Genomic DNA, 24915 nt, shown 5'->3' with positions numbered 1-24915 from the left:
AAAATTGAAAGGAGATAACATGGGAAGTTTTAATAATTTTTATCTGCGCCCTAATCTGGCAAGTATAGGTATGATTCCAGCTGCTGGTCCCACATATTTATCGCCAGATATCTGCATTGCTGGAACAAGACCTATAGCTGATTATCAAAAAGAGTTGAAATCACCAGATAGTTATGCATCAGATGTAGACTATGGAATTTCACCCAAAATGGAAAATTATATATATTTGAGAACCACAAACAATACAGAAAATACGTCATCTACTGATGCATTCTTGTATTACTCTGAGGCTTCTTGTATTCAATGGCCGTCTAAATGGAAAGATAATAAAATCCCGATTGATCTAAGTCAAACCCAATTCTGTAATACAATTGTAAATGTCCCATCAAAAGATATAGGTGTTGTGGAACATCCTTTTATTTGGAGAGCTCCAGCCTATCCTCCAACAAATGATCATTATTGCTTAATTGCGAGATTAACATCTGATGTTGATCCAAATCCTCTTCCGAACTTAAATCGTTCGATAGACATGGCTGATTTGATACGAAATAACTTACGTTGGACTCAACGGAATGTTACTATGCTAAATAGAGATGTACCCGTTGCCAGTTTTGAATATGTCCTGGATATACCTGAAAATGTTGAGGATGAAAATGATTATTATCAGACTTGTGCTGTACCTGTTAAATTAAAAGGCTGTGAGATTGAATTAACCTGCAGCGCGGCAGATTCTGATGGAAATCCAATTTCAATACCTCGAATGGAAATAAAAAAAGATGATGAACTTGGATTCTTTAGTAAGAATCGATTAAAACCCGGTTTTCGTGGACTTGTAGTTGTTTATATATATAATCCAAATTCAATTTCAGTTCCTGTTGGCAGCGGTGTTGACATTGACCTTCAGTATGTTTTAAGTAAATCGGAAATTGCATTAGCGGAGAATAAAGGACTTTTAGATCCGGCATATGAAAAACAAATGGATAAACTGGGATCAGATCATTCTACTATTACAAGGCTATTAAAAATTGGTGGATATTCTGGAATTATGACAAAATAAGTATTATTAGAACAAGTTCATATTGATTGAGAGGCATGAAGGTAAATGAATAATCTTGTTATCAAAACAAATACCAAGTTTATGGAAGAATTTCAGATTTCATCTTTTTGTCAAAGTTCTGGGAAATTGACATCTTTTTCGCCGGAATCTGATAACGAAATTACCTATTTTAGTAACGGCTACGAAAATTTCACTGAAATTACAACGGATCAAAATTCAGATACTGGTTTCACAAAACGCATTCTTCCCTATCACGGAAGCAACCTTTGCGTTGGAAAAGCAGGAGATGGGCGTTTAATCCTTTTATATACCAGGTCTGAGGAACTGTTTTGCGTTCAGGAAGAAACTGTTGGTAGTAGAAAATTTTTAAGGGAAATCCCAATCTCCATGCCTCTCCCTACAGATACAGATAAAATTTATTCTATTTTGATTCAACCTCTTGAACAAGGGTTTGCTGCTGGTATCATAGCACATTGCAAATCAAATAATTTATATTATTTGATTTATGGGCTGTGGCTAGAAAATGTACCTGTGTTTAAGCAGCTGCCCAATGGATTTGTTAATCCTTGTGGTGTTTTTCAGGGAAAAACACAAGAAACATTACGTTTTACAGTATGGGATAAGCATATATCGGAATTTCAGTTTTCCCAGGGAAAATGGTTAAACTATACAATATCAGATAATATTTCTCCTTCACTAATGGCATCAGCTCAGTTTGATGAGCAGCACTCATGCCTGTTCGCATCTGGGAAAACAGCATCTGGTTATATATTTGCATATATAGAACAAAATCCGGCTACGCTAACTGCTGCAGTTAATATAATCGATTATACAGATTCAATTACGGATTTACAGACAATTGTCTATATCAATCCGTATGAGTCTTATCAACGTGAGATCCATGTATTAGCATTAAGCGATAAGAAAAATCTGATGCATTGCCGTATTCGTTATAACAAGAATGACTCTATATATTATTATTCTACATTAAATGATCTTGGTTTTGAACAGGTTGAGAGTATTTCTTTTGTAAAAAATAATCCTATAGATTTAGAGGCATATATTTCTTTTACCGACCATAAGAAAATAATGAAAATATCTTATGGTTTCCTGACAAGCCTTTGGAATGAAGAAGAAATTACCATACCAAAAGAAACCTATATGCAGTCACTGTCTGGCTACTCAACCGAATTTATATTTCAGGATGATCAGGGAATTCCATACCCCAACTTGTCAGTGAATTTATGGTCGAATGACATTAGCAGGGCTAAGATTAATGATATTTTTTATCTATTGAGTTTACAAAACAAAATACAAATTTCTACTGATAGCAATGGAAAAATAAAGGTTTTTCAACCTACTTTGGAATTGGCTTCCAGTGCGTTGGTAATTAATGTTCCTTCTTTGATGCCATTAGGCAAAACATATGTAATGAAGCCATCTGTTGTAGTAAAAAAACAATTGGAATATATTACACCGGAACAATTACTTGATGCAAAAAAAAGTGATGGAACTTATCTGCTTGATGATCAGCATCGTCAATACAAAACTGCAGAAGATTTATCAAAATCTTTACAGAAATTTACACACTTAACAAATTCCGCAGAGAGTAGCAATTTTAACAGTCAATTATTTTTATGTGATGAAAATATGTTACAAGAAGCCAGTTATTTTCAATGCGATGCTCAGCCAGATGGCTGGAGGATCATATTAGATCACGGTAATATTTCATATTCAGATATATCAGCTGAAGAAACAAATGCTTATTTTGAAACATTACAATTCGGTTATGATAACAGCGCTAAATCTTTCTTTGGAAGAATTGGTGATTTTATTAAAAAAATTGGTAAGAAAGTTGTAGATACAGTTGTAATAGTTGGTCAAAAAATACTTAATGCTATAAAACTTGCGGCTGAATTTATTGTAGATGGTATAAAGTACGTTTTCAATGAAATTATTAATATAGCAGAGCAGGCTTTAGAAATGGCTCAGATCATTCTGAGAAAAGTTGGGGTCTTTTTTAATGATATATTTCAGTGGATTGGCGATATCGTAAACTGGGATACAATTCTACGTTATAAAAAAGCAATATCTTATACACTGGATCAGGCCTTTTCGTACTTAGATTATTCCTCAGTTGCTTTATCTGCATTGTTAACAGAGAAAGTTCAGGAATTGCAGTCTAAATTACATGACTATTTTACCTATATTGCGCAGCTGGTATCTGATGAATCGGTAGGAAGTATTCTAAAAAAACCTAAAGACAATGAAGAACTTGAGGTCCAGATTAGTAATAATTTTTTAATGGATCGATGCCTGGGCAATATAAATCAATTAGAAATGATTGATTCAATTGAATATTCTGCAGAATCAGCACAAAACATACAAGATATATTTGATGAATTAATAAAAAACTCTGAAAATATGCAGTCAAGAAAGGCATTTCAAGAAGCATCGGATTATTTCTCAAGTATCACTAAAGACAAAAAGAATATATTTGGTAAACTAATGGCTGGTATATTAAAAACGCTGGAAGGTGTCATGCAATTTGCTGGTGATATAATCTGTAATGTGATCCAATTAGTATTTACAGGTATCCGCATTATATTAAACAGCATCCGTAGTCTGATAAATGCCAGAATAAAGATACCATTTCTGTCAGATTTATATAAATATATATCGAAAGATGAATTGACATTTTCTGATCTTATTTCATTGATTCTTGCGTTACCAGTCTCTGGATACTGCAGAGTTGCTTTTCATGAAAATCTAATGCCTAATGATGATGCGCTGGAAAAATTTAAAAGAGATATTTCATTTAAGCAGCTGTTTATGGGAGGTAATTACGTAAAAGCAGTACCTCAAAAATCTCAGAATGCATTAAATGCAATAAGTGGTATATCTTCATTTAGTTTCTATTATTTAACTGCTCTTGGTGATTATTTGGGTATTCCCAAGCCAACACTGGAACAAGTAGAGAACGTGCAAAAGATTACGATTGATCCTTTATCAATTCTTTGCTGCCTGTCCGAAACCATATGGCAGATATGCTGTTCTCCATTTTGGTTTGCTGATAAACCGGTAGACGTTGATATTGTATGCTGGTCATATTGCTGGATGGGGCTATCCATGGATTACATTATTACTTATGTATCTGGTAGATATACTGATTTTTCTGAATTCGGGCGGGTGCTGACTGTTATATATGGTGTTGGACATTTAGCTGAGTCCATCTGTGCAAGAATAGGGAATGAATCTAGTGGTGCATCTGCGCATTTAACAAATTTTATACCAAGTATTGTTGAAACATCTAAATTTTGCTTCTTAAAATCACTACTAATTGCAACAGAAAGTATATCTGGCTATATAGGTGTAGCAATTGATTGCTTTGGGGGTTCGGGAATTGCTCTGGCTTACAGTGGCATTTTCGGATATGAAGAAAAACATACATTAAATAATTATAATTGGGTTAGAGGAATTACTTGGTAACATTACGAACATTAACCTAATAGGGGAATATTTATTCATATTTATAAAAAAAATTGTAATGAAGGATTTATTATGATATTATGGAAAAAAAAGGAGGTTTCATGTATGAAGGGGTTTTTAAGAGCTATATTTGCAACAATTATACTTGCTGGTTTGATGATTATACCTGCAAGCGCTGCAGAAGACCAGGCTGTTAACTGGGGAGATGAAAGATATCAGATTATGGTACCAGGCTTTATTGAAGCAAGAGACATGACTATTAATGGACAGACCACAACAGTAATCGTTGTTCAAAAACCAGAAAAAAATGCTGAGAATAAGTATCGTTTTTTTGATGTTGTGACAACTGATACAAATGCAGTATCCATAACTTCAACTGTTTATAATTTAAATCATGAATATGCAGGCGATTTAATGACGGGTCTTGAGAATGGCCGCGTCAGCTACGTTCCATTTTTAGATGGCGATATTGAAGACTTATCCAAAGAGCCATTGTATTTTGGATTCACATTTAGGGATAGTAATTGGAATGAAATTTATGATTTCCCACTTTGGGTAGTGTTTGAAGATAAGAAATAAATTTTATAAATATTTATTTTGTGACGGGACTATTGGTAAAGTAGAGAAATCTATGGTAACGAATAGTCCCATTTTTTTATTCTAAAGTAGCGGGACACATCAGTTGGCGCCAGTTGATACATTATGTCACGTAGCTGAGGACTGGCTGGCGATATTACCAGAAAATCTGAATTATACAGAAACACCTAAGCGGGCGCAAAAAACTGTCCAAACTGCTACGCTTCCAGACACCTGTTTAAAGGAATGATCTGACAAACCTGGATAAGTAAAACAGGTGATTTCTATGTGCTTTCTACGGACAAATATCAATATGACAAAAATGAGCCCAAGCCACCTCTTAAGACATATGTGTACCGGATAACTTCGAACGGAGAGTAGGAGAGACCAATTTAAAACAAAGGAGTATCTATATGAAATTTATACAGAAATTATGCTTTTCAGGAGAGACAGAGGAAGCCTTGGAGGAATACAAGAAAGCTTTTGGCTGTACGATAAGGAATTTATTACATTATTCCGATGCCGTGAAAAATGGCTGGGAACGGCCAGATGAAGCAAAGGAATCATTGGTGTATCATTCTGAGATTATGTTTGGCGAACAGGAGGTAAGGATGAATGATCTATCCGATGAAGCGGAAGTGGAACTTACCAGGAAAGTGATTCATATTATTGGGTTTGATACAGCAGAAGAAGTTGAAAAGGCCTTTTCAGTACTTAGTGATGGGGGAGAGGTAATAAGGCCACTTGAAAGACCACCATACATGTTATTAATTGGTACTGTAAAGGATCGCTTTGGAGTTAAATGGGAGCTGATGTGTGACTTTTAATTGTGAAATTTCAATGGACTTTTTGCGAAAGGAGAGTTGAAGAATGAAGGTTTACGTAGTCAGACACGGTGATAAAGCAGAAGGTGATTATTTTAACGAATATCTTAAACATCAGGATGAGCCGTTAAGCGAATCAGGTGAAGCAAAAGCAAAAATATTATGTACTTATTTTAAAGATATAAGTATTACCCAAATTTATACCAGTGAATATCTGCGTACAAAGCAGACTGCAAAATATGTGGCCGAATTGAAGAATATAACTCCCATAGAGGATAGGCGGCTGAATGAAATAGACAATGGTATAATTGAATCTTTAAGTGATAATGAAATAAAAAAGCGATATCCTGAGTTTTGGACAGACTTTTTCAGTTATTCTAAAGATGTTAGATTTCCAGATGGAGAAACCGGTGAAGAGGTTAAGGCACGGCAAAAAGAATTATTTGATGATATACTTAAATATGGACAGGATGTATTGTTGTTCAGCCATGAGGGCTATATCAGGTATTAGCTTGTCATATACTTGGGATACCTGTATATAAAAGAAATCAATTCAAATTTGATTATTGTGGCATTATGGAGCTTTATTATGACGCCGAAAATAAACTTTGGAAGATCATCAGATTGAATCAAATAGTTGAGGTTCAGTAGCAAATTTCATTATGTCATTGGACTATGATAATGCCAGTTTGCTATACTGATAGTATCTTATGGAAAAGCGTCAAAACAGTAGTAAATTTTTTTTCGGTTATCAGCAGTTATATTTTTAAACAGCAGTACATCAGTAAATAAATAGTAAAGATGTTGGAATCATGATATAATAGTATGTGACTGATCAAACTATTCGCGAAAGTCTAGTTTAACGCATAGTTATATAGAAATCAATATATATAATTAATACATACCAATGTAAAGCTTCAATTCCTATATTATCTTATTTACTACATCGCTGCATTTACATCGCTGCATTTACATCGCTGCTGCTATATGTTTTCAACTGTAAATGCGGTCTATATGTTATAATGATTATATTCAGATTTTATAAGTTATGCTTGTTTCTACATAAACTCTGTGAAAACAAAATTAAGATCTTATTTAATGAACAAGAGGTGATTTCATGAAAGCTACACTCTCCTACCATCAGCAAAAAGATATTGAAAATGTAAAGCATCTACGTGAGCTGATCAAAGAGCTTCCTCGTTTCTGCGGTGATTTCTTTCGGGGCATTGAGCCACGTACATCTTCCCGCACCAGGATCGCCTATGCTTACGATTTAAAGGTGTTTTTTGACTTCCTGCAGAAAGAAAATCCGGTTATTGGCAAGGTTGATATGAAAGAAATTCCATTAGATTTTTTAAACACCCTCAGGGTTGTTGATATAGAGGAATATATGGAGTATTTAAAATACCGGTTTAATGATAGAAATCAGGAAGTAACCAATAAAGAACGGGGAATTATGCGGAAAATCTCCTCTTTGAAAAGCTTCTATAATTATTATTACCGCAATGAACGACTTCAAAACAATCCTGCAGCTTTAATTCAGCTGCCAAAGCTGCATGAAAAAGAAATTATACGTTTGGACGTTGATGAGGTTGCTTTATTGCTTGATGAAGTAGAAAAAGGTGAGTCTTTAACAGAGAAACAAAAGGCCTATCACGAGAAAACCAAGATTCGGGATTTGGCACTATTAACACTTTTACTTGGCACTGGAATTCGGGTATCTGAATGTGTAGGCCTGGATCTTAATGATATTGATTTTAAAAATGGTGGAATACGGATACATAGAAAAGGTGGAAAAGAAGTTACGGTCTACTTCGGAACTGAAGTAGAGGATGCTCTCCTGGATTACCTGGAAGAACGTAATCAGATGATCGCCGAAGAAGGTAGTGAAAATGCTCTCTTTCTCTCCATGCAGAAAAAAAGAATTGCCGTACGCAGCGTTGAGAATCTTGTAAAGAAATATTCCAGGCTGGTGACTCCTTTAAAAAAGATTACTCCTCATAAGCTTCGCAGTACCTATGGTACCTCACTTTACAAAGAAACTGGTGATATCTATTTGGTGGCGGATGTTCTGGGGCATTCAGATGTAAATACTACAAAGAAGCATTATGCTGCATTAGAAGACGAACGTCGTCGTAGTGCCAGAAATAAAGTGAAATTACGGGAAGAATAAATAAAAGAAATAGAAACTAAAATCACACTCCTCACCACTATTCCTTATAGAATGGCAAGATGGGGAGTGTAATATTTTTAACTATTGATGTACTCTCCGCTCTATAAAAGTTAACGTATTTCAATCCCCTTTTTCCAGATACTGTGCACACTTATTTCCTTTATACAAAATTGCATTTACCGGACATAAATTAATGCATCGCATACAAAATATACACTTTCGGCCAAATACAGGTTTGTTCTGGACCATCTTTATATTCTTTCTGGGACAATTGCAGGCACATATTTTACAACCGATACATTCTTCTGAAGATGAATATTTCATACCTGCAATAGGCATTAATTTTGTAAATACCACTGCAGTAATATGATATAAGACCCTTCTGGACCAGGCTACCCTCTCTTTGCACTCTTTTCCAAGAAAAAAACCATCTAACAGCGGATCAATCTGTGACTTTAAAATCCTTTTATTTTCCTTTAAAACCTCCGGAGTGGTTGAACCAAACATAGAAAAAATCAAAAGATTGTTGGCATAAGGAAAACTCTTAGATGTAATCAGGCGGTGATTCTTTTTCCTTAATAATCGTTCTAATCCTGAAAAGTCGGTTAAGGAATGTCCTGACTGTGTGCAATACGCCAGGGTTGGAATGACCTGCCCCCTCTTTTTCAGATTGTGATTTAAATAATCCAAGGCATAAAGTACAGGATATTCATAATATTTAGGAAAGCCTACGATCAAAAAATCATATGGATATGATGCGGGATTGAACTTCTCTTCTATTGAATGAATTTCGACTGAATAATCCCTTAATATTAAAGCATGATTAAACTCCTCTGCAACTGCTTTTGTATTCCCTGTTCCACTAAAGTAAAGAATTAAGACATTCATAATCAATCTCCCCCCTGTGATAGAATGGCAGCTTGCTTAGAAAGGCTGGGACTTCATAATTAAGTTACCCCTGTTTCAGCAATGATTGTTTCTTAAGCTAATAATATCAGCTGCGAGACATAAATTCAAGTCATCCATTAAGCGGAAATACCGGATCGGTACGGAGCCAGGTTACTGATCCTGGCTCTGTACAAAATATGCTACCGTCAGATACTGGCCGGAATGAATGGTATCTTCCCTTAATTTATTCATACTTCTTAATTCCTGTACATATTGGGCAGTGGACATTCCGCTGTTTTCCACATACTGATCTGCAATGCTCCAGAGACTGTCTCCGTTCTTAATCTCTATACTGGTATAATACTTCTCCATGAGCGGTGTTCCAACCTCACCTGCCAATGAATTCATAAGGGAATGTCCGCAAAAATAAGCTCCCAACATGACTGCCAGGGCCAACATGATCAACTGTTTCATATTATGCATACCTCCTCAAACACAAGAACATACGTTCCTTTTTCTGGATTTATCATATCACTAAGAACATATGTTTGTCAATCTGTTTTGCATTTTTTCGAACAAAGGTTTGCATTTTTACCGAACATATGTTACTATAGTTTTAATGAATAGGAATGAGGAGGCTGTGATATGGCGCAAGAAAAAATTACACCCAAACAGCAGGAAATTTTAGAATATATAAAAGAGACTATTTTGAGGAAGGGATATCCGCCTGCAGTCAGGGAGATCTGTGAAGCGGTCCATCTTAAATCCACATCTTCTGTACACTCTCATCTGGAAACACTTGAGGAAAAAGGATATATAAGAAGGGATCCGACCAAGCCCCGTACCATTGAGATTATTGATGACTGCTTTAACCTTACCCGCCGGGAAGTCGTGAACGTTCCTATACTTGGAACAGTTGCTGCGGGACAGCCTTTATATGCAGAAGAGAATATTGAAAATTACTATCCTATTCCCTCTGATCTGTTGCCCAATGCAGAGACTTTCATGTTAAAGGTAAGGGGCAATTCCATGATCAATTCAGGTATATTAGAAGGGGATCAGATTATTGTCGAGCACTGTTCCACTGCCCAGAATGGGGAGATCGTTGTAGCACTGGTAGATGATTCCGCTACGGTAAAGCGCTTTTTTAAAGAGAACGGACATTATCGTCTTCAGCCTGAGAATGATACCATGGATCCTATTATAGTCGATCATGTGGAGATTCTTGGTAAAGTAATTGGTTTGTTTCGTTTAGGGATTCATTAAGAAGTAATTAGGCTTAAAGTTAACATAATTATTTTATGTTAACTTTAAGCCTAAAAAAAACGGCTCACAATATTTGTTAAGCCGTTGATTTTTAATTTAATTATATTCAGATCTATTTTACATCTAAATCTTCCACTGAGATTGTCTTTCCATCTCTCCAGATTCGTTCCAGATCATAGAAAAGACGGTTTTCTTTATCAAAGACATGCACGATGATATCGCCATAGTCCATGAGAATCCAATTGGCAGTCTGATAGCCTTCTACCTGCTTGCATACATATCCCTTTTTACCCAGTTCCTCTTCCACGTTGTCTACCATTGCCTGTACCTGGTTTGAGTTAGTACCGCTGGCAATAATAAAGTAATCAGCAAGAACTGATACGTTGCGAATGTCAATAACGCTGACATCCTCACCTTTTTTATCCGATAAAGCCGCATAAGCTGTTTTTACCATATCCATGGATTGATTCATCTTGTTTCTCCCTTCTTTTCATTGTGAACCTGTTTATAATAAGCATATGCCTGGTTAGAAACAGAATCCACAAAACTTCCTTTGCTTTCCAGATATTCAAGAGTATTCTTAAGAATCTGATAAACACATTCATCCAAATCTGTAAATGCAAGAGAACGAATATGAAGCAGATCAGGCGCACGCTCCCGCCTGGGTTCAATATAATCTGCCGTAAAAACGATTTTTTCAAGCAGGGACATTTGGGGTCTTCCTGTTGTATGCCACCGAATGGCACTTAAAACCTCCTGGTCAGTTACATTATATTTATTCTCCGCCAGCCATGCCCCGTATTTGGCATGAAGCACGACTGGGGCCTTAAGTTCATCATCAGTTAATTGAATATCCTGTTTTCGGCATTTTTTAATAATTTCTTCGTTTCCGTAATGCTTTGCACAATCGTGAAGCAGACCTGCAAGCTCTGCCTGATCTAAATTACAACCGTATCGCATGGCCAATGCGGTACAGATAAAAGATACACTTAATGTGTGTTCAAATCTTAAAGGGTTCAATTTTTCCTTTAAATCATTTCTCAATTCCATTATAACATCTATCATGCTTTATCCTTCTCCTGATACAAGCCTTGATCTTTAATATATGTCAGTACCTTAGAGGGTACATACTCTGAAACAGAAAGACCGCCTGCAATTCGTTCCCGCAGCATGGCGGAGGAAATATCCATCTCTTTACAATGAAGAATGCGGATATCTGCCTTATACCTGGTGCTCAGGTAGGCAATCTGCTGTTCCATGGAAAGGCGCGCATCTTCATATTCCCGCCGAGCGGCTAATATTACGGCTTGAGACAGAACCTGATCCGGTTCATACCAGTTTTCAATTTCATAAAGCGAATCAGCTCCAATGATAAAAAAGTATTGATGCTGTGGATAAACTTTCCGCAGCAATCTTAAGGTCTGAGCGGTATAGGTACTTCCGTTTCTTCTGACCTCAAAATCAGAGCTTACCAGACCGGTTTTACCTTCAATGGCAAGTTGTGTCATCGTAAGGCGGATGTCCGGATCGGTTATATTCTGATTTTTTTTGTGAGGTGGATGCCCGGATGGCATAAACCATACCTCATCCAGCTGGTATTCTTTATAAGCCTGTTCTCCAAGCATCAGATGACCATTGTGGATCGGATCGAATGTTCCGCCCATAATCCCTATATTACCCATAATTATCGACTCCCTGGCCTAATGATAAGACCTGTTATTTAGGAAGAGCAATTTTTCTCTTTGTTTCGTCTTTCGCCTGTTTATAAAGGACGATTTTTCTTCCGATGACCTGAACTACTTCAGAACGTGTCCGTTCAGACAAAATAGAAGCAATACTGTTACCATCATCGGAACAATTTTTTAAAATGGTTATTTTAATTAATTCTCTTGCTTCTAAAGCCTCTGCGATCGCATTTGTGATCTCTGGAGTCAGGCTGGATTTGCCAATCTGAAAGATTGGATCTATATTCATCGCTAATCCTTTTAAATAGGATCTCTGCTTACTTGTCATATTATTCTCCTTGTTACTTGTAATAGTCAAATTCAAGACCATACATGCGGACCGTATCGCCTTCCTGAATGCCAGCATTTTCCAGTTCTTCCAATATACCGTTGTCTTTTAAGAACTTCTGGAAGAAAGTAAAGCCCTTTTCTGATTCCAGATTTGTATAACCAAGCATCTTTTCAATACGGGGACCTTCTACCACATAAACTCCGTCTTCCGTTACTTCTACTGAATAAGGCAGCATTATGCCTGACAGACTCTTTAAGTCGAATTCTTTTTCAAAGATCAAAGGACTTAAATTAACGGTTTTTAGAAGTTCATATACTGCATAAAGCAGCTCCTTAACGCCCTGGCCGCTTACTGCAGAGATGGGGTAAACTTTAATACCCTGAGGTTCAAATTCAGCTTTCAGCTTATCGATTGGACTCTCACCATCTTCATAAATGGCATCAATCTTATTGGCAGCTATAATTTGGGGACGTTTGATTAATTCAGGATTATAGGCCTCCAGCTCTTTATTAATGGCTTTGATATCGGCAATGGGATCCCTTCCTTCTGTGGAAGCAGAATCTACAACATGAACCAGTACTCTTGTCCGCTCAATATGGCGAAGGAAATCATGTCCAAGTCCTACCCCTTCAGAAGCACCTTCAATCAGACCAGGGATATCTGCCATGACAAAGCCTTTTCCTCCATCGATATCAACTACTCCAAGATGGGGATTTAAAGTAGTAAAATGATAGTTGGCAATTTTAGGTCTTGCATTGCTGACACGTGATAAAAGAGTTGATTTTCCTACATTGGGAAATCCTACCAGTCCTACATCGGCAATTACTTTTAATTCCATCTGCACCCAGAGTTCCTGAGAAGGCTGTCCAGGCTGTGCGTATTTCGGTGCCTGCATGGTAGGGGTTGCAAAGTTCATATTGCCCTGTCCGCCTCTGCCGCCTTTTAAAATAACTTCACGGCGATTATCTCCTGACATATCAGCAATTACTTTTCCGGATTCAAAATCCTTTAAAACAGTTCCTTCCGGTACTTTTATGATTAAGTCTCCGCCGTCTTTTCCGTGACACCGGCGCTTTCCGCCTGGTTCTCCGTCCTGTGCAGTATACTTGTGAATGTGTCTGAAGTCACTTAAAGTATTAAGCCCTTCATCCACTTCAAAAATAATATTACCGCCCCGGCCGCCATCGCCGCCATCAGGACCGCCGCAGGGAACGTAAAGTTCTCTCCGGAAGCTGACATGACCATCGCCGCCTTTTCCGGATCTTATATATATTTTTGCTCTATCGGCAAACATTCATTCACCTGTTTCCTTTCTTGTGATAAAAAAACGGAATCCCATTATTCTATGTTCAGATTAATGGGCGTATCGTAAAAAACGGCTCCATACGTCAAGGTATGAAGCCGGTCCAATTATTCGTTAATTGCTTTTGGATAAACAGAAACCTGCTTTTTGTCTCTGCCTTTTCTCTCAAATTTCACAACGCCATCCACTAAAGCGAATAATGTATCATCACCGCCGCGGCCTACGTTGATGCCTGGATGAATGTGAGTTCCACGCTGTCTGTAAAGAATGTTGCCAGCTAATACGAACTGTCCATCAGCTCTTTTGGCACCTAATCTCTTAGACTCGGAATCTCTGCCGTTCTTTGTAGAACCAACACCCTTTTTATGAGCGAAAAATTGAAGGTTCATCTTTAACATCACTTACACCTCCTTAAATCGGATTTTAATATATGGTTCTCCATATTCTTCCTCAATATCCTGTAATCCGAATACCAGAGAATTCATTAGGAGCTGCGACCCAAAACTTATGTCAGATGTAAACCGAAACTGAAAAGATCCTGTCTTTTCTTCCTGGTTTACTTCGAAAGAATCCTCTGTGAATTGCTCCACACTGTTAGCCATATTAAAAGTCAGAGCTGAAACAGCGGAACAGACAAGCTCTTGTCCATCCTGATGATCATCAGCCAACCCTGCATGTCCTAACATATCAATTCCTGTATAACGTTGTTCTGAATCAACAAATACGGTTACTCTTATCATGATTAAGCGTTGATCTTTTCGATCTTAACCTGAGTATAAGACTGTCTGTGACCATTCTTCTTATGGTATCCAGATTTTCTCTTATACTTGTAAACAATAACTTTTTTAGCTTTGCCTTCTTTAACAACTGTACCTGTTACGGTAGCACCTGCTACGGTCGGGCAGCCTACTGCTAATTCACCATTGTTTACAACAAGAACCTGGTCAAATGTGACAGCTTCACCAGCGTCAACACCAAGCTTTTCAACTTTAATGATATCGCCTTCCGCTACTTTGTACTGCTTACCACCTGTTGCAATAATCGCGTACATATGGCACCTCCTATTATCATTACTCGCCAACTATGGTGCTCTGAAAAATCAGAAACTTTTTAACCTCATTGTGCGGCATACTTTATAAATATAGCATTCCTTAACGGTTATGTCAATAATTTTTTCTGGAAATTTATTAGAAAAAACGGGGGTTTTATGACTTCTCCTTGTATTTTTCCATTTCTCTTAGTATAATGGTCAATGTTTGATCATAAAAGGGGGTAATACCAATGAAATCAGATCCAAGAAATTCAGTATTTATCCGTTGCTGCTACGGATATGCTGTCAGCGGTATGGCTGTTTTAGTTATAGGAGCCATACTTCCATCCATTATTAAAGAAGCTGGAATCAGCTTTCTTGCAGCTGGAGGACTATTATCAGTCATGGCAATCGGCAACCTGTCATCCAGCTTTATTTTTCCTGTTATGGTTCCTGTTATGGGAAAAAAGAGGGCTATCACTCTGGTTACACTTTTTGTGCCAACGTCTCTCATGGTTTTAAGTCTTTTACCTCCTCTTCCAGTCATGTACGCAGTTATGCTGCTCTACGGCTTTACCAGAGGATGCATTACAATTTTAAACAATGCGGCAGTCAATGATATTTATGGAGATTCTGCCACAGGAAAGCTTAACATTCTTCACTGTACGTTTGCAATCGGCGCATTCCTTGCTCCTTTACTTACAGCAATGATGATGAAACTGGGATTTGGATGGCGGGTGACACTCTATATGATTGTAGTTCTTACTATTATATCCGCAATTTCATATGGAACCATGAATTATAATTTAATAAACCAGGCTCAGAAAGAAATCGAAGAAAGGAAAAGCAGGACCAAAAGTTCAGCGGCTGGAAACAAAGGATTTCTTCGTTCCTTTGCATTTTACTGCATAGCTTTTATTTTGTTCTTCTATCTTGGAGTAGAAAATTGCATTAATGGGTGGTTTGTCACTTATCTTCAGAATACAGGCGTTATGAGTGCGGAATTTGCCACAACTCTCGTTTCACTAACCTGGCTTGTTATTATGGGTGGACGGTTACTGTGTGCCGCCATGTCTAAGAAAGTACATAGAAGCACTATATTACTGATTAACTCCATTGGCAGTGCTGTCTGCTTTTTTATATTAATAAAAGTTAACAGCTTACCTCTGGTTACTGCTTCTCTCCTTGGACTTGGTTTCTTTCTTTCCGGTATTTATCCTACCTGTATCGCCAATGCCGGACCTCTGATTCAGGGTTCTACCCTGGGAATGTCTCTTCTCACAGCTATATCTGCTATGGGAGGAATCATAACGCCTCAGCTTGTAGGCGGTGTGGCTGACCGTGTGGGAATCGTTGCTGCGATCAGCATCCTGGTTTTCAACGTGATATTTGTAATCGTTCTTTCGGCAGTTAATTTTAAGATCTGGCACCAGAAAAAGAAAGCCTGATTTGCGCTTTTATAAAATTGTTAAGCCCCCGGAGAAAACTCCGGGGGCTTTTTCTACTTAGCTCTTCTTCCATGTAGATGGTGCAAATAAAAGAAGCATAGGGAATATCTCCAATCGTCCTGCCAGCATATCAAACATCATGACATACTTGGATAACGGTGAAAACAGAGAAAAGTTTTTGGCGGGACCGGCACCTGCCAATCCTGGGCCAATATTATTAAAAGTTGCCGCAATCGCAGTAAAATTTGTGGTAAAGTCAAAATTATCCAGACTGACAATTAATACGGAAAAGATAAAAATAACGATGTAGGCACCAAGAAACGTATTAATTGATCTCATTACCTGATGCTCTACCGGTTTGCCCTCCAGCTTTAAAACTTTTACGCTTCTTGGGTGAAGGAGAGAATCCAGCTCTTTTTTAACAGCTTTTAATAATACAACAACTCTTGATACTTTAATACCTCCGCCCGTACTGCCGGCACAGGCTCCGATAAACATAAGTACTACCAGAATTCCCTTGGAAAATTCAGGCCATAAATCAAAATCAACCGTAGAGTAACCGGTGGTTGTAATGATGGAACCCACCTGGAATGCAGCATGATGGAATGCAGCAAAGACACTTCCAAAACCCCGATGAATGTTGATTGTAATTAACAATATGGAGACGCCGATGATCCCTAAATAAGCTCTCGCCTCTTCACTGAACAAGGCTTCTTTTGGATGACGTGTTAAAAAAAGATAATATACATTAAAATTCACACCGAAAAGAATCATAAATACAGTGACAATGCCCTGTAAATAGTAGCTGTCATAGAATGCCATACTATTATTTTTAATACCAAATCCACCAGTACCGGCTGTACCAAAACTGATCGTCAGGGAGTCGAACAATGACATCCCCCCAATCATAAGGAGTACCACTTCCAGCGCCGTCATAAACAGGTAAATACCATATAGAATCTTAGCAGTAGTCCTCACTCTTGGAACCAGTTTACCTACGGAGGGTCCCGGGCTTTCTGCTTTCATAATATACATATTGTAACCACCGGCCAGGGGCAGAATGGATAAAATAAATACAAGAACCCCCATTCCTCCGATCCAGTGGGTGAAACTGCGCCAGAATAGCATGCATTTGGAAAGTGATTCCACATCAGGAAGGATGCTTGCACCAGTTGTGGTAAAACCGGATATGACTTCAAACATGGCATCTTCAAATACTGGGATTTCTTTACTGAAATAAAATGGAAGCGCCCCAAAAAAACTGAGAACGATCCAACTTAACGCTACTGAGACAAAACCTTCTTTTGCAAAAAATACCATATTAGCCGGTTTCCTGCGGGTACATAACAATCCAATTCCACCACATACCACAGCTACTGCAAGGAACCAGATGCCGCTTATCTCTTTGTAAATCAATGCAACCACACAGGGGGGAAGCATAAATACTGCTTCTATGTTTAAGATCCAGCCCAAAACATAAATGATAATTTTTTTATTCATTACTCTATCGCCTTTTCCTACCTTAGTATATCTTTCAAATCATTCAGTCCGGTTATCGTTGTAACAACGATGACCCTGTCCCCCTCTTCTAAGGTGTCCTTTCCGCGTGGACTGATAAAACGTCCTTTGCGCATGATATAAGCTACCAGAAGATTATCTTTTAATTCCAGCTTTTCCAGTGGAATTCCTACAATGCATGGTTCATTAACCACTTTAAATTCCAACGCTTCCGCCCGGTCCGCCACAATCTTATAAAGTGTTTCCACATTGCTTCCCATGGAATTCTGCATGGCGCGGACATACTGTAAAATGGTTTCTGCAGTGATCAGTTTCGGATAAATAATACTTCCCAGATTCATGGAATCTATGACATTTTCGAATGCAATCCTGTTTATTTTAGTGATCAGCTTGGCCTTCGACTGGCTGGCTGCATAAAGGGACAGCATAATATTTTCTTCATCAAAGCCGGTGAGAGATGCAAATGCATCAGTCTGGCCAATCCCCTCCTGCAAAAGCAGTTCCTGGTCAGAGGCGTCGCCATTTATTACCATGGCTCTTGGAAGCAATTCACTGAGTTCGTTACAACGTTCTGCATTCTGTTCCAGAATCTTCACCTTGATTTTTGTATTTTCCAGCAGTTTAGCTACGTAATAAGTAATTTTACCTCCGCCTACCAGCATTGCAGTTTTAATAACATTGTTGTCAATTCCAACCTGTTTAAAGAATTCATTGGATTCAACAGGAGATGCAATGAAAGAAATCTTATCACCTGCACTAATTATGGAGTCTCCTCCTGGTATAATAACATCTGCATTGTGCTCAATGGCACAGATCAGGACATTGCACTTTAGTCTTACCAGAACATCCCTGACTTTCATATTATTAAGAACAGAATGTTCAGGAACAATGAATTTTAAGATTTCTTTTTTTCCTTTTGCAAACGTATCAATCTTAATTGCAGAAGGGAAACGCAGCAGTCTTGCAATTTCCATGGCAGCCGCCATTTCAGGATTAATGGCCAGGGAAAGACCTAATTCCTCACGGATGTAGCTGATCTGGGAATCATATTCAGGGTTTCGGATTCTGGCAATTGTATGGCAGTTACCTGCTTTTTTTGCAATCAGGCAGCACAGCATATTCAGTTCGTCTGAATTCGTTGTTGCTATTAAAAGATCTGTATCTTCGATCCCCGCATCCATCTGTACCTTATTTACTGCACCATTTCCAACAACACCCATGACATCGATTCTTTCCGAAATGGAATTTACCACACTGGCATTTTTATCGATAATGACGATATCATGGTGTTCTTTGTTTAACTGCTCTGCCAGGGTTGACCCAACTTTACCACAACCCACTATTATGATTTTCATAGTGAAATCTTCTCCTTCATCTGTAACGCCTGCTCGCAAAGGGGCTTTCTTATTTTTTTTCTTGTAATTTCAACCAGATTTAATTTAGTTATCTCAACTACTGTAGTTTTAACGGGATCTCTTGAGACAATTTCTTCCAGTCGTTTTAAAAGAAACTTTTTATCTTCTTCCCGTTCCATATCAATAAAATCGATCACAATAATACCCGATAGATTTCGAAGTCTGATCTGGTGTCCGATTTCCTCAGCGGCTTCCAGATTGATTTTCATGATGGTTTCCCTAAGTGCCTTTTTACCTGAATATTTACCGGTATTTACATCAATCACCACTAAAGCTTCTGTGGGTTCAATGACTAAATATCCTCCGGATTTCATCCAGACCTTTTTTCCAAGAGCTTCACTCATGGTTTTCTCAATCCGGTACAGCTTTTTAAGAGGAAGCAGTGAATCTTCATAATAAGTCAGCAGATGGAGATCTTCCTGCTGGTGTTCACTTAAATATTCTTTTATTGCGTCATAAATATCCTGTTCATCTGTTACCACCGACTCCAGAGAAGACTGAAAGCTGTCACGCAAGCCACTTAAATAGGAGGGCGCAGAACCGTAGAGCAAGCTGTAGCAGGTCCTGTGTCCCGCATGGGTAAGGATATCAGATAAACGTCCTTTTAACAGATGAAGTTCCTCTTTTAAGGATTCCATGGGAGCGCTGTAAGCATTGGTCCTGACAATGATACCCCAATCCTCTTTTTCACCCTCCAGATATTCCTTCATTTGCTGTTTCCAACCTAAATCCTGGATTTTGGATGAAAAACCGATCTGTTTCTTTCCAGAAGTGAGAACAAAGTATCTGCCGGTAATATTTAAATTCCCTGTGAGAACCGGAGCTTTGGTCTTTACCGCATCCCGCTCCACCTGAACAACAATTTCATCTCCCTGACGGAGTTTCCCGTCAGACATACGGCCATCGGCAAAATGAACAGATGAGTCACCAAGACTTAAATAACCCATCTGCCCGTTCCCAATGTCCACAAATGCAGCATTGATATTTTTCACAATGTTATTTACTTTGCCAATATAGATGTTTCCTAAGAATGAATGACTTTCTTCCGGCTCAATATCAATTTGCAGGGTTTCCCTCCCTGACTGTAAAAGAGTGATAATACACCCATTCCATCTGGTAATGATCAATTTATTCAACGGATTCTCCTATGAGACCCAGAGGGACAAGAACAGGATTTGCTTCATCACCTGTATTCCCGTAAACTTCTTCTCTCTGGATACAATATGCAAATTCAGGACTGGCTTCCCCTCTCCACTGGTCGTAAGCTTCCATTACCAGTTCGGGTTTTAAATTATCTGCACTTCCTGCTGATATTTTCATAAAAATTTTATGATCGGAGACAGAAAGCTGGTAGATGTAATTTTTTAAATCTACTTCTCTCTCTCCCTTTTTTGATTTTTTCACAATCAGTATGTGATCCTGATCTATAAACTTAAGAAGACCGTCAAAAAATCCTTTTATATCTTCTGGCTCTTTTCCTTCCCGGAAAGTGACTGTGTAGTCAGCGGCAGCAACCAGAGACATGGCATTTTTGGCATTATCATTTAACCGGTGGCATTCCGTAACACAAATACCTTCTGCCATCACATCATTTAACTGCTTCATCAGGGTGTCACAGTCTGACATGGAATGAACTTCTATATCCATGTATTCCCCGTTGCTGGTAAGACCGACTCCAAGCGGTGCTGCAAATGACATGACCTGATGAGGGCTGAAGCCTTCGCTGTATTTAATATCCACGTCCGCTCTTCTCATGGCTTTCTGGAAATAACGCATTACGTCAAGATGACCGATAAATTTAACTGGCCCCTGTTTGGTAAATTTAATTCTGATTTTCATAGCAGACACCTCCTTTAAAGCTCTTGGCACCACAGCCAATACACTGCATGCGGCAGTTGGGGGTGACTTTCTCTCCAATGGCATTTTGCCATTCTCTCTTTAAAAATTCTTTGGAAACTCCGGCATTAATAAAGTCCCAGGGGAATGTTTCATCTAAGCTTCTTTCCCTTATTGTATAGAAATCGGGATCCAGCCCACAGGTTTCAAAGGCTTTCATCCACACATCATTTTTAAAGTGCTCAGACCATGAATCATAGAGAGCACCATTTTTATAAACCTCTTCGATGAGGGCCGATATCTTTCTGTCACCTCTTGCAAGAACACCTTCCAGTACGGTTAAATCAGCCTCGTGATAATTGTACTTTAAGCTCTTCTGATTCAGCATGGTGCGGAATTTATCTTTCACAAGATAAGCTTTCTGTAAAAACTCATCCTTGGTGCTCATTCTTGCCCACTGAAACGGTGTGAACGGCTTCGGCACAAAGAAAGAAGAACTGGCAATGACCTGTACTTTTCCGTTTCGCTGGTCCTTGGGGATCTCATAATAGACTTCTGCCACTTTTTCCGAAAGTTCTGCGATTCCTTCCATATCTTCTACGGTTTCTGTAGGAAGCCCAAGCATGAAATAAAGCTTAACCCGGTTCCAGCCGCCCTGGAATGCTTCGCTTGCACCTTTTAGAATAATTTCCTCAGTCAGTCCTTTGTTAATTACATCACGAAGTCTCTGAGAGCCTGCTTCTGGTGCAAAGGTCAGACTGCTCTTACGGATATCCTGGACTTTACTCATAACATCCAGAGAAAATGCATCAATTCGAAGAGATGGAAGGGAAACGTTCACGCCCTTCCCCTTGAATTCATCGATGAGGAACGTAACGATTCCTTCCAGTTCACTGTAATCGCTGGAGCTTAAGGAACTTAAGGAAATTTCTTCGTGACCGGTATTCTTTAGCAGCTTATATGCATAATCTTTTAAATATTCCAGGCTGTGTTCCCGCATCGGCCGGTAGACGTTGCCTGCCTGGCAGAAGCGGCAGCCACGGATGCAGCCTCTTTGAATCTCTAAAACAACTCGGTCCTGTGTTGCTTTTATAAATGGAACAACCGGTTTTTCAATGTAGGTAGCATCATCCATATGAACAACCAGCTGTTTCGTTACAGTTGCCTTTGCATGGGGATTGTTGGGAGTCATGCTTTTGATTGTACCATCTTCATGGTAGAATACATCATAAAAAGAAGGAACATAGATTCCTTCGATCTCAGCAGCCATCTCAAGAAATTCTCTCCGGCTTCCTCCCTTTTTCTTATTCTCCTTATAGCGGTCCATCAGTTCGAAATAAACGGTTTCTCCCTCTCCAATATAGAACATATCGAAAAACTCTGCAAGAGGCTCAGGATTATAGGCACAGGGACCGCCACCGATTATAATCGGGTCGCTCTCCTGTCTTTCGCTGGCATGAAGGGGAATCTGACCAAGATCAAGGATCTGCAGAATATTTGTATAACACATTTCATATTGAAGTGTGATTCCAATAAAGTCAAATTCCTTAATAGGATCCTGTGATTCCAATGCAAAAAGAGGGATCTTTTTTTCTCTCATGATCTTATCTAAATCGGTCCATGGAGAAAAAATACGTTCACAGTAGATATCCTCTCTTCTGTTAAACATATCATATAAAATCTGCATTCCAAGATGAGACATTCCAATTTCATAAACATCAGGGAAACACATACCAAAACGGATGTCTACGGAATCAGTGTCCTTTCTTACCATATTGACTTCATTCCCAATGTATCGGGCAGGCTTTTCAATACTTAATAGTATTTCATCAGATAAAGCTAATTTTTTCATAATTATTCCTTTTTGAATTGTGCCAGATGCACATTATTATTAATTCTGTGTGATTGGAATAGCATGTGTAAAAAAGAAAAAATCAACAATCACCACAAAGTTTAATTATAAAATACTTTATAGGATTAAGCAACACTATTTGCTAAAACTGCAGAAATTGGAACAAAATCTGACATCCTGCGCCATATCTGACAGAAAGAAGGCGTTGATCCCCAATAAGAATCAACGCCCCATACTATTCCAGATTAAGTTTTTTCTTGAAAATATAATCGGTAATCCCGAAAAGGATTATCTGAGTGAAGACAGCCAGAAGTATGGTTACTGGGAAAAAGAAATTCACAAAAAAGGATAGCATGGAGTTTGCCGAATCACTGACCCTGTCACCATAAAAACCAACCGGTACCATTAAAATAACACTTATAATCTGTGAAACAACCTGGATAATAAAGAATCCGATTATGGAACCTAATATTTTATTCTTGCTGATTACCTGACCAATGGCGATTGAAGCATAGTAAATCAGAGGTGCTGTAAATATCCCCAGTAATACTATAAAAATAATTTCTATAATAAGCAGGGCCACCAGTGAACTGTTTACTGTGGTATTAAAATAGAACCAGGCATATGAAAGTTTATCGATTAACAGGGATAAACGATCTGGTGTAAAAAACATACCGAATATTGAGATAAATATAACACACCAGCTGCTGACGGTCCATATACTTGCCACGGTCAGCTTGGATAATATGTGGCTTTCCGAAGAAACCGGGAGAGTATGCATTAAATACCCTTCGTCAGTTACCATGCTTTTATAAAAACGATAAATAATCAACAGTATACTTGCACTTGCAACCATAATCAGGGAAGCTACGTATACAAAAACAATAACAGTTGGGATGAATTGTAAAATCTTAGGGTAATTTCCGATCCAGAGTGTAAATCTGGTAATTGGCGTCAGCACAATTGCAATTAAAAACAAGGGTAAAAAATAGCGCGCTGTTGCCTTTAGTTCGTGTTTAATTAATTTTCCTAACATTTATATACCTCCCTGAAATATGCATCAACAGATTTGCCTTCTTTCATACGGATATCATCCACTGATGACTGAAGGTTGATGCGTCCATTTTGAATGAAAATCACTTCATCCAGTACATTTTCAACATCTGCAATCAGATGAGTAGAAATGAGGACGGTTGAATTTTCATTATAATTGCTGATAATGGTATCCAGAATATAGTCTCTGGAGGCAGGGTCTACACCGCCGATTGGCTCATCCAGAACATACAGATCAGCATTGCGGCTCATAACAAGAATCAGCTGTACTTTCTCTTTTGTACCTTTAGACATAGTCTTTAAAGAATCATTGGGATTAATATGAAGTTTTTCCAACATGTCATAGGCACGTTTCTTATCAAAATTATAATAAAAATCTTCAAAGAAATTAAGCAGATCTTTCACTTTCATCCAGTTGTTTAAGTAAGTCTTATCCGGCAGATAGGACACTACTTTTTTTGTCTCTGTTCCAGGTGCTGTGCCATTGATTAAAAGCTGGCCCTTTGACGGAACCAGTAATCCGTTAATAAGCTTGATTAATGTGGTTTTTCCACTTCCGTTGGGTCCTAAAAGACCTACGATTTTACCTCGTTCTAATGTCAGATTGATATCTGATAAAGCAGTTACATTACCATAGCGTTTGCTTAACGCATTGCATTCAAGTAATGGATTCATACTGATTACCTCCCATATATGAATTTGATTTACTGTATCGATTCCAGGATAAATGTTTTAACCTCTTCATCGCTGAAACCCAGTTTTTTTAATTGTTCCATAAAGTTCTCCAGCTGTTCTTTTGCCAGATCCAGCTTCATTTTTTGTATCATTGACTGATCCTCCGTAATAAAACGCCCACTGGTTCGATTGGTGACAAGCAATCCGCTGTGCTCCAGTTCTGAAAGTGCTTTTTGCATCGTATTGGGATTAACAGAAGCTTCAGCAGCTAAATCCCTGACACTAGGAAGCTTGGAACCGGATTTGTATTCTCCGGATATGATCCGAAAATGAATCTGCTCAATTAATTGAATATAGATAGGGCGGTCATTCTTAAGTTCCCATGACATTCTTTATTCCTCCTCCTGGTCAAATTGTATTACTGTACTAATGACTTAATACAATAATACAGCTATGAAATTTATTTGTCAACTATTTTTTTATAAAAAAAGAGCTG

26 protein-coding genes are annotated in these 24915 nt (G+C 38.2%); 8 read left to right on the top strand and 18 right to left on the bottom strand.

What is annotated here, in order from left to right; genetic code table 11:
• Nucleotides 1-19 precede the first annotated feature (19 nt).
• The 6 genes from ACOAOT_RS09050 (at nucleotide 20) to ACOAOT_RS09025 (ending at nucleotide 8119) form a co-directional block, all read left to right on the top strand.
• On the top strand, nucleotides 20-1057 hold the full coding sequence (locus tag ACOAOT_RS09050) for a hypothetical protein (RefSeq protein WP_420216715.1): 1038 nt from the start codon (nucleotides 20-22) through the stop codon (nucleotides 1055-1057).
• Nucleotides 1058-1102: 45 nt separating this feature from the next.
• Nucleotides 1103-4546: a phage tail family protein gene (locus tag ACOAOT_RS09045; protein ID WP_420216714.1), complete on the top strand. Its 3444-nt coding sequence runs from the start codon at nucleotides 1103-1105 to the stop codon at nucleotides 4544-4546.
• Nucleotides 4547-4651: 105 nt separating this feature from the next.
• Entirely contained in the window at nucleotides 4652-5125 is a 474-nt protein-coding gene (locus ACOAOT_RS09040; RefSeq protein ID WP_420216713.1) for a hypothetical protein, read from the top strand.
• Between the two features lie 410 nt (nucleotides 5126-5535).
• Nucleotides 5536-5949 (top strand): VOC family protein, encoded by a 414-nt coding sequence (locus tag ACOAOT_RS09035; protein ID WP_420216712.1) that lies wholly within the window; start codon nucleotides 5536-5538, stop codon nucleotides 5947-5949.
• A gap of 43 nt (nucleotides 5950-5992) precedes the next feature.
• Nucleotides 5993-6457 (top strand): histidine phosphatase family protein, encoded by a 465-nt coding sequence (locus tag ACOAOT_RS09030; RefSeq protein ID WP_420216711.1) that lies wholly within the window; start codon nucleotides 5993-5995, stop codon nucleotides 6455-6457.
• Nucleotides 6458-7063: 606 nt separating this feature from the next.
• Entirely contained in the window at nucleotides 7064-8119 is a 1056-nt protein-coding gene (locus ACOAOT_RS09025; protein ID WP_420216710.1) for a tyrosine-type recombinase/integrase, read from the top strand.
• Nucleotides 8120-8239: 120 nt separating this feature from the next.
• Here ACOAOT_RS09025 and ACOAOT_RS09020 read toward each other — a convergent pair whose 3' ends face one another.
• A complete protein-coding gene (locus tag ACOAOT_RS09020) occupies nucleotides 8240-9007 on the bottom strand; it encodes an EFR1 family ferrodoxin (protein WP_420216709.1) in 768 nt (255 codons plus the stop codon).
• Between the two features lie 171 nt (nucleotides 9008-9178).
• Complete coding sequence (yneA, locus tag ACOAOT_RS09015; RefSeq protein WP_420216708.1) at nucleotides 9179-9481, bottom strand: cell division suppressor protein YneA; 303 nt, start codon at nucleotides 9479-9481, stop codon at nucleotides 9179-9181.
• A gap of 171 nt (nucleotides 9482-9652) precedes the next feature.
• On the opposite strand from yneA, the gene lexA reads away from it, so the two are divergent.
• Nucleotides 9653-10273, top strand: coding sequence for a transcriptional repressor LexA (gene lexA, locus ACOAOT_RS09010; protein ID WP_349674158.1), 621 nt, complete (start codon nucleotides 9653-9655; stop codon nucleotides 10271-10273).
• Between the two features lie 112 nt (nucleotides 10274-10385).
• Here lexA and rsfS read toward each other — a convergent pair whose 3' ends face one another.
• The 8 genes from rsfS to rplU all read right to left on the bottom strand — a co-directional run bounded on the left by rsfS (nucleotide 10386) and on the right by rplU (nucleotide 14643).
• Nucleotides 10386-10745 (bottom strand): ribosome silencing factor, encoded by a 360-nt coding sequence (rsfS, locus tag ACOAOT_RS09005; protein ID WP_104436274.1) that lies wholly within the window; start codon nucleotides 10743-10745, stop codon nucleotides 10386-10388.
• Nucleotides 10742-11338 (bottom strand): bis(5'-nucleosyl)-tetraphosphatase (symmetrical) YqeK, encoded by a 597-nt coding sequence (gene yqeK, locus ACOAOT_RS09000; protein WP_420216707.1) that lies wholly within the window; start codon nucleotides 11336-11338, stop codon nucleotides 10742-10744. The genes rsfS and yqeK overlap by 4 nt, the downstream gene beginning before the upstream one ends.
• Nucleotides 11335-11955 carry a nicotinate-nucleotide adenylyltransferase gene (gene nadD / locus ACOAOT_RS08995; protein ID WP_420216706.1) on the bottom strand — a complete coding sequence of 207 codons (621 nt, stop codon included), beginning with the start codon at nucleotides 11953-11955 and terminating at the stop codon, nucleotides 11335-11337. The genes yqeK and nadD overlap by 4 nt, the downstream gene beginning before the upstream one ends.
• A gap of 34 nt (nucleotides 11956-11989) precedes the next feature.
• Entirely contained in the window at nucleotides 11990-12286 is a 297-nt protein-coding gene (gene yhbY / locus ACOAOT_RS08990; RefSeq protein WP_420216705.1) for a ribosome assembly RNA-binding protein YhbY, read from the bottom strand.
• A 13-nt stretch (nucleotides 12287-12299) separates the two neighbouring features.
• Nucleotides 12300-13583, bottom strand: coding sequence for a GTPase ObgE (obgE, locus tag ACOAOT_RS08985; RefSeq protein ID WP_420216704.1), 1284 nt, complete (start codon nucleotides 13581-13583; stop codon nucleotides 12300-12302).
• 116 nt (nucleotides 13584-13699) lie between these two features.
• A complete protein-coding gene (rpmA, locus tag ACOAOT_RS08980; RefSeq protein WP_104436269.1) occupies nucleotides 13700-13990 on the bottom strand; it encodes a 50S ribosomal protein L27 in 291 nt (96 codons plus the stop codon).
• Between the two features lie 3 nt (nucleotides 13991-13993).
• Nucleotides 13994-14332, bottom strand: coding sequence for a ribosomal-processing cysteine protease Prp (locus ACOAOT_RS08975; protein WP_420216703.1), 339 nt, complete (start codon nucleotides 14330-14332; stop codon nucleotides 13994-13996).
• 2 nt (nucleotides 14333-14334) lie between these two features.
• On the bottom strand, nucleotides 14335-14643 hold the full coding sequence (rplU, locus tag ACOAOT_RS08970) for a 50S ribosomal protein L21 (protein ID WP_025233053.1): 309 nt from the start codon (nucleotides 14641-14643) through the stop codon (nucleotides 14335-14337).
• 230 nt (nucleotides 14644-14873) lie between these two features.
• Between rplU and ACOAOT_RS08965 the strand changes: the two genes are divergently transcribed.
• On the top strand, nucleotides 14874-16070 hold the full coding sequence (locus ACOAOT_RS08965; protein WP_420216702.1) for an MFS transporter: 1197 nt from the start codon (nucleotides 14874-14876) through the stop codon (nucleotides 16068-16070).
• A 57-nt stretch (nucleotides 16071-16127) separates the two neighbouring features.
• On the opposite strand, the gene ACOAOT_RS08960 is transcribed toward ACOAOT_RS08965, so the two are convergent.
• The 8 genes from ACOAOT_RS08960 to ACOAOT_RS08925 form a co-directional block, all read right to left on the bottom strand.
• Nucleotides 16128-17570: a TrkH family potassium uptake protein gene (locus tag ACOAOT_RS08960; RefSeq protein WP_420216701.1), complete on the bottom strand. Its 1443-nt coding sequence runs from the start codon at nucleotides 17568-17570 to the stop codon at nucleotides 16128-16130.
• 17 nt (nucleotides 17571-17587) lie between these two features.
• Complete coding sequence (gene trkA, locus ACOAOT_RS08955) at nucleotides 17588-18943, bottom strand: Trk system potassium transporter TrkA (protein ID WP_420216700.1); 1356 nt, start codon at nucleotides 18941-18943, stop codon at nucleotides 17588-17590.
• Nucleotides 18940-20139: a ribonuclease E/G gene (locus ACOAOT_RS08950; RefSeq protein ID WP_420216699.1), complete on the bottom strand. Its 1200-nt coding sequence runs from the start codon at nucleotides 20137-20139 to the stop codon at nucleotides 18940-18942. The genes trkA and ACOAOT_RS08950 overlap by 4 nt, the downstream gene beginning before the upstream one ends.
• Complete coding sequence (locus tag ACOAOT_RS08945; RefSeq protein ID WP_420216698.1) at nucleotides 20132-20842, bottom strand: TIGR03936 family radical SAM-associated protein; 711 nt, start codon at nucleotides 20840-20842, stop codon at nucleotides 20132-20134. The genes ACOAOT_RS08950 and ACOAOT_RS08945 overlap by 8 nt, the downstream gene beginning before the upstream one ends.
• On the bottom strand, nucleotides 20826-22691 hold the full coding sequence (locus tag ACOAOT_RS08940) for a TIGR03960 family B12-binding radical SAM protein (RefSeq protein ID WP_420216697.1): 1866 nt from the start codon (nucleotides 22689-22691) through the stop codon (nucleotides 20826-20828). Before ACOAOT_RS08940 ends, ACOAOT_RS08945 begins: the two co-directional genes overlap by 17 nt.
• Nucleotides 22692-22926: 235 nt before the next feature.
• On the bottom strand, nucleotides 22927-23727 hold the full coding sequence (locus ACOAOT_RS08935) for a hypothetical protein (protein WP_420216696.1): 801 nt from the start codon (nucleotides 23725-23727) through the stop codon (nucleotides 22927-22929).
• Entirely contained in the window at nucleotides 23721-24419 is a 699-nt protein-coding gene (locus ACOAOT_RS08930; RefSeq protein WP_104436260.1) for an ABC transporter ATP-binding protein, read from the bottom strand. The genes ACOAOT_RS08935 and ACOAOT_RS08930 overlap by 7 nt, the downstream gene beginning before the upstream one ends.
• Before the next feature lie 29 nt (nucleotides 24420-24448).
• Nucleotides 24449-24808, bottom strand: coding sequence for a GntR family transcriptional regulator (locus ACOAOT_RS08925; protein WP_420216695.1), 360 nt, complete (start codon nucleotides 24806-24808; stop codon nucleotides 24449-24451).
• Nucleotides 24809-24915 lie beyond the last annotated feature (107 nt).

It is taken from the genome of Lacrimispora struthionigena, assembly GCF_048627165.1.
Taxonomy (GTDB): domain Bacteria; phylum Bacillota; class Clostridia; order Lachnospirales; family Lachnospiraceae; genus Lacrimispora.
Note: the sequence above shows the minus strand (reverse complement) of the source record. Positions and strands in the feature narration are given on the sequence as shown.

Coding starts and splice junctions, on each gene's coding strand:
- obgE (WP_420216704.1), bottom strand. CDS start 13,583: ATGTTTGCCGATAGAGCAAAAATATATATAAGATCCGGAAAAGGCGGC.
- ACOAOT_RS09025 (WP_420216710.1), top strand. CDS start 7,064: ATGAAAGCTACACTCTCCTACCATCAGCAAAAAGATATTGAAAATGTA.
- yqeK (WP_420216707.1), bottom strand. CDS start 11,338: ATGATAGATGTTATAATGGAATTGAGAAATGATTTAAAGGAAAAATTG.
- lexA (WP_349674158.1), top strand. CDS start 9,653: ATGGCGCAAGAAAAAATTACACCCAAACAGCAGGAAATTTTAGAATAT.
- nadD (WP_420216706.1), bottom strand. CDS start 11,955: ATGGGTAATATAGGGATTATGGGCGGAACATTCGATCCGATCCACAAT.
- ACOAOT_RS08945 (WP_420216698.1), bottom strand. CDS start 20,842: ATGAAAATCAGAATTAAATTTACCAAACAGGGGCCAGTTAAATTTATC.
- ACOAOT_RS09020 (WP_420216709.1), bottom strand. CDS start 9,007: ATGAATGTCTTAATTCTTTACTTTAGTGGAACAGGGAATACAAAAGCA.
- rpmA (WP_104436269.1), bottom strand. CDS start 13,990: ATGTTAAAGATGAACCTTCAATTTTTCGCTCATAAAAAGGGTGTTGGT.
- ACOAOT_RS08925 (WP_420216695.1), bottom strand. CDS start 24,808: ATGTCATGGGAACTTAAGAATGACCGCCCTATCTATATTCAATTAATT.
- ACOAOT_RS09035 (WP_420216712.1), top strand. CDS start 5,536: ATGAAATTTATACAGAAATTATGCTTTTCAGGAGAGACAGAGGAAGCC.
- yneA (WP_420216708.1), bottom strand. CDS start 9,481: ATGAAACAGTTGATCATGTTGGCCCTGGCAGTCATGTTGGGAGCTTAT.
- ACOAOT_RS08930 (WP_104436260.1), bottom strand. CDS start 24,419: ATGAATCCATTACTTGAATGCAATGCGTTAAGCAAACGCTATGGTAAT.
- trkA (WP_420216700.1), bottom strand. CDS start 18,943: ATGAAAATCATAATAGTGGGTTGTGGTAAAGTTGGGTCAACCCTGGCA.
- ACOAOT_RS09050 (WP_420216715.1), top strand. CDS start 20: ATGGGAAGTTTTAATAATTTTTATCTGCGCCCTAATCTGGCAAGTATA.
- ACOAOT_RS09030 (WP_420216711.1), top strand. CDS start 5,993: ATGAAGGTTTACGTAGTCAGACACGGTGATAAAGCAGAAGGTGATTAT.
- ACOAOT_RS08960 (WP_420216701.1), bottom strand. CDS start 17,570: ATGAATAAAAAAATTATCATTTATGTTTTGGGCTGGATCTTAAACATA.
- ACOAOT_RS09040 (WP_420216713.1), top strand. CDS start 4,652: ATGAAGGGGTTTTTAAGAGCTATATTTGCAACAATTATACTTGCTGGT.
- rplU (WP_025233053.1), bottom strand. CDS start 14,643: ATGTACGCGATTATTGCAACAGGTGGTAAGCAGTACAAAGTAGCGGAA.
- ACOAOT_RS08975 (WP_420216703.1), bottom strand. CDS start 14,332: ATGATAAGAGTAACCGTATTTGTTGATTCAGAACAACGTTATACAGGA.
- ACOAOT_RS08935 (WP_420216696.1), bottom strand. CDS start 23,727: ATGTTAGGAAAATTAATTAAACACGAACTAAAGGCAACAGCGCGCTAT.
- ACOAOT_RS09045 (WP_420216714.1), top strand. CDS start 1,103: ATGAATAATCTTGTTATCAAAACAAATACCAAGTTTATGGAAGAATTT.
- ACOAOT_RS08965 (WP_420216702.1), top strand. CDS start 14,874: ATGAAATCAGATCCAAGAAATTCAGTATTTATCCGTTGCTGCTACGGA.
- ACOAOT_RS08940 (WP_420216697.1), bottom strand. CDS start 22,691: ATGAAAAAATTAGCTTTATCTGATGAAATACTATTAAGTATTGAAAAG.
- rsfS (WP_104436274.1), bottom strand. CDS start 10,745: ATGAATCAATCCATGGATATGGTAAAAACAGCTTATGCGGCTTTATCG.
- yhbY (WP_420216705.1), bottom strand. CDS start 12,286: ATGACAAGTAAGCAGAGATCCTATTTAAAAGGATTAGCGATGAATATA.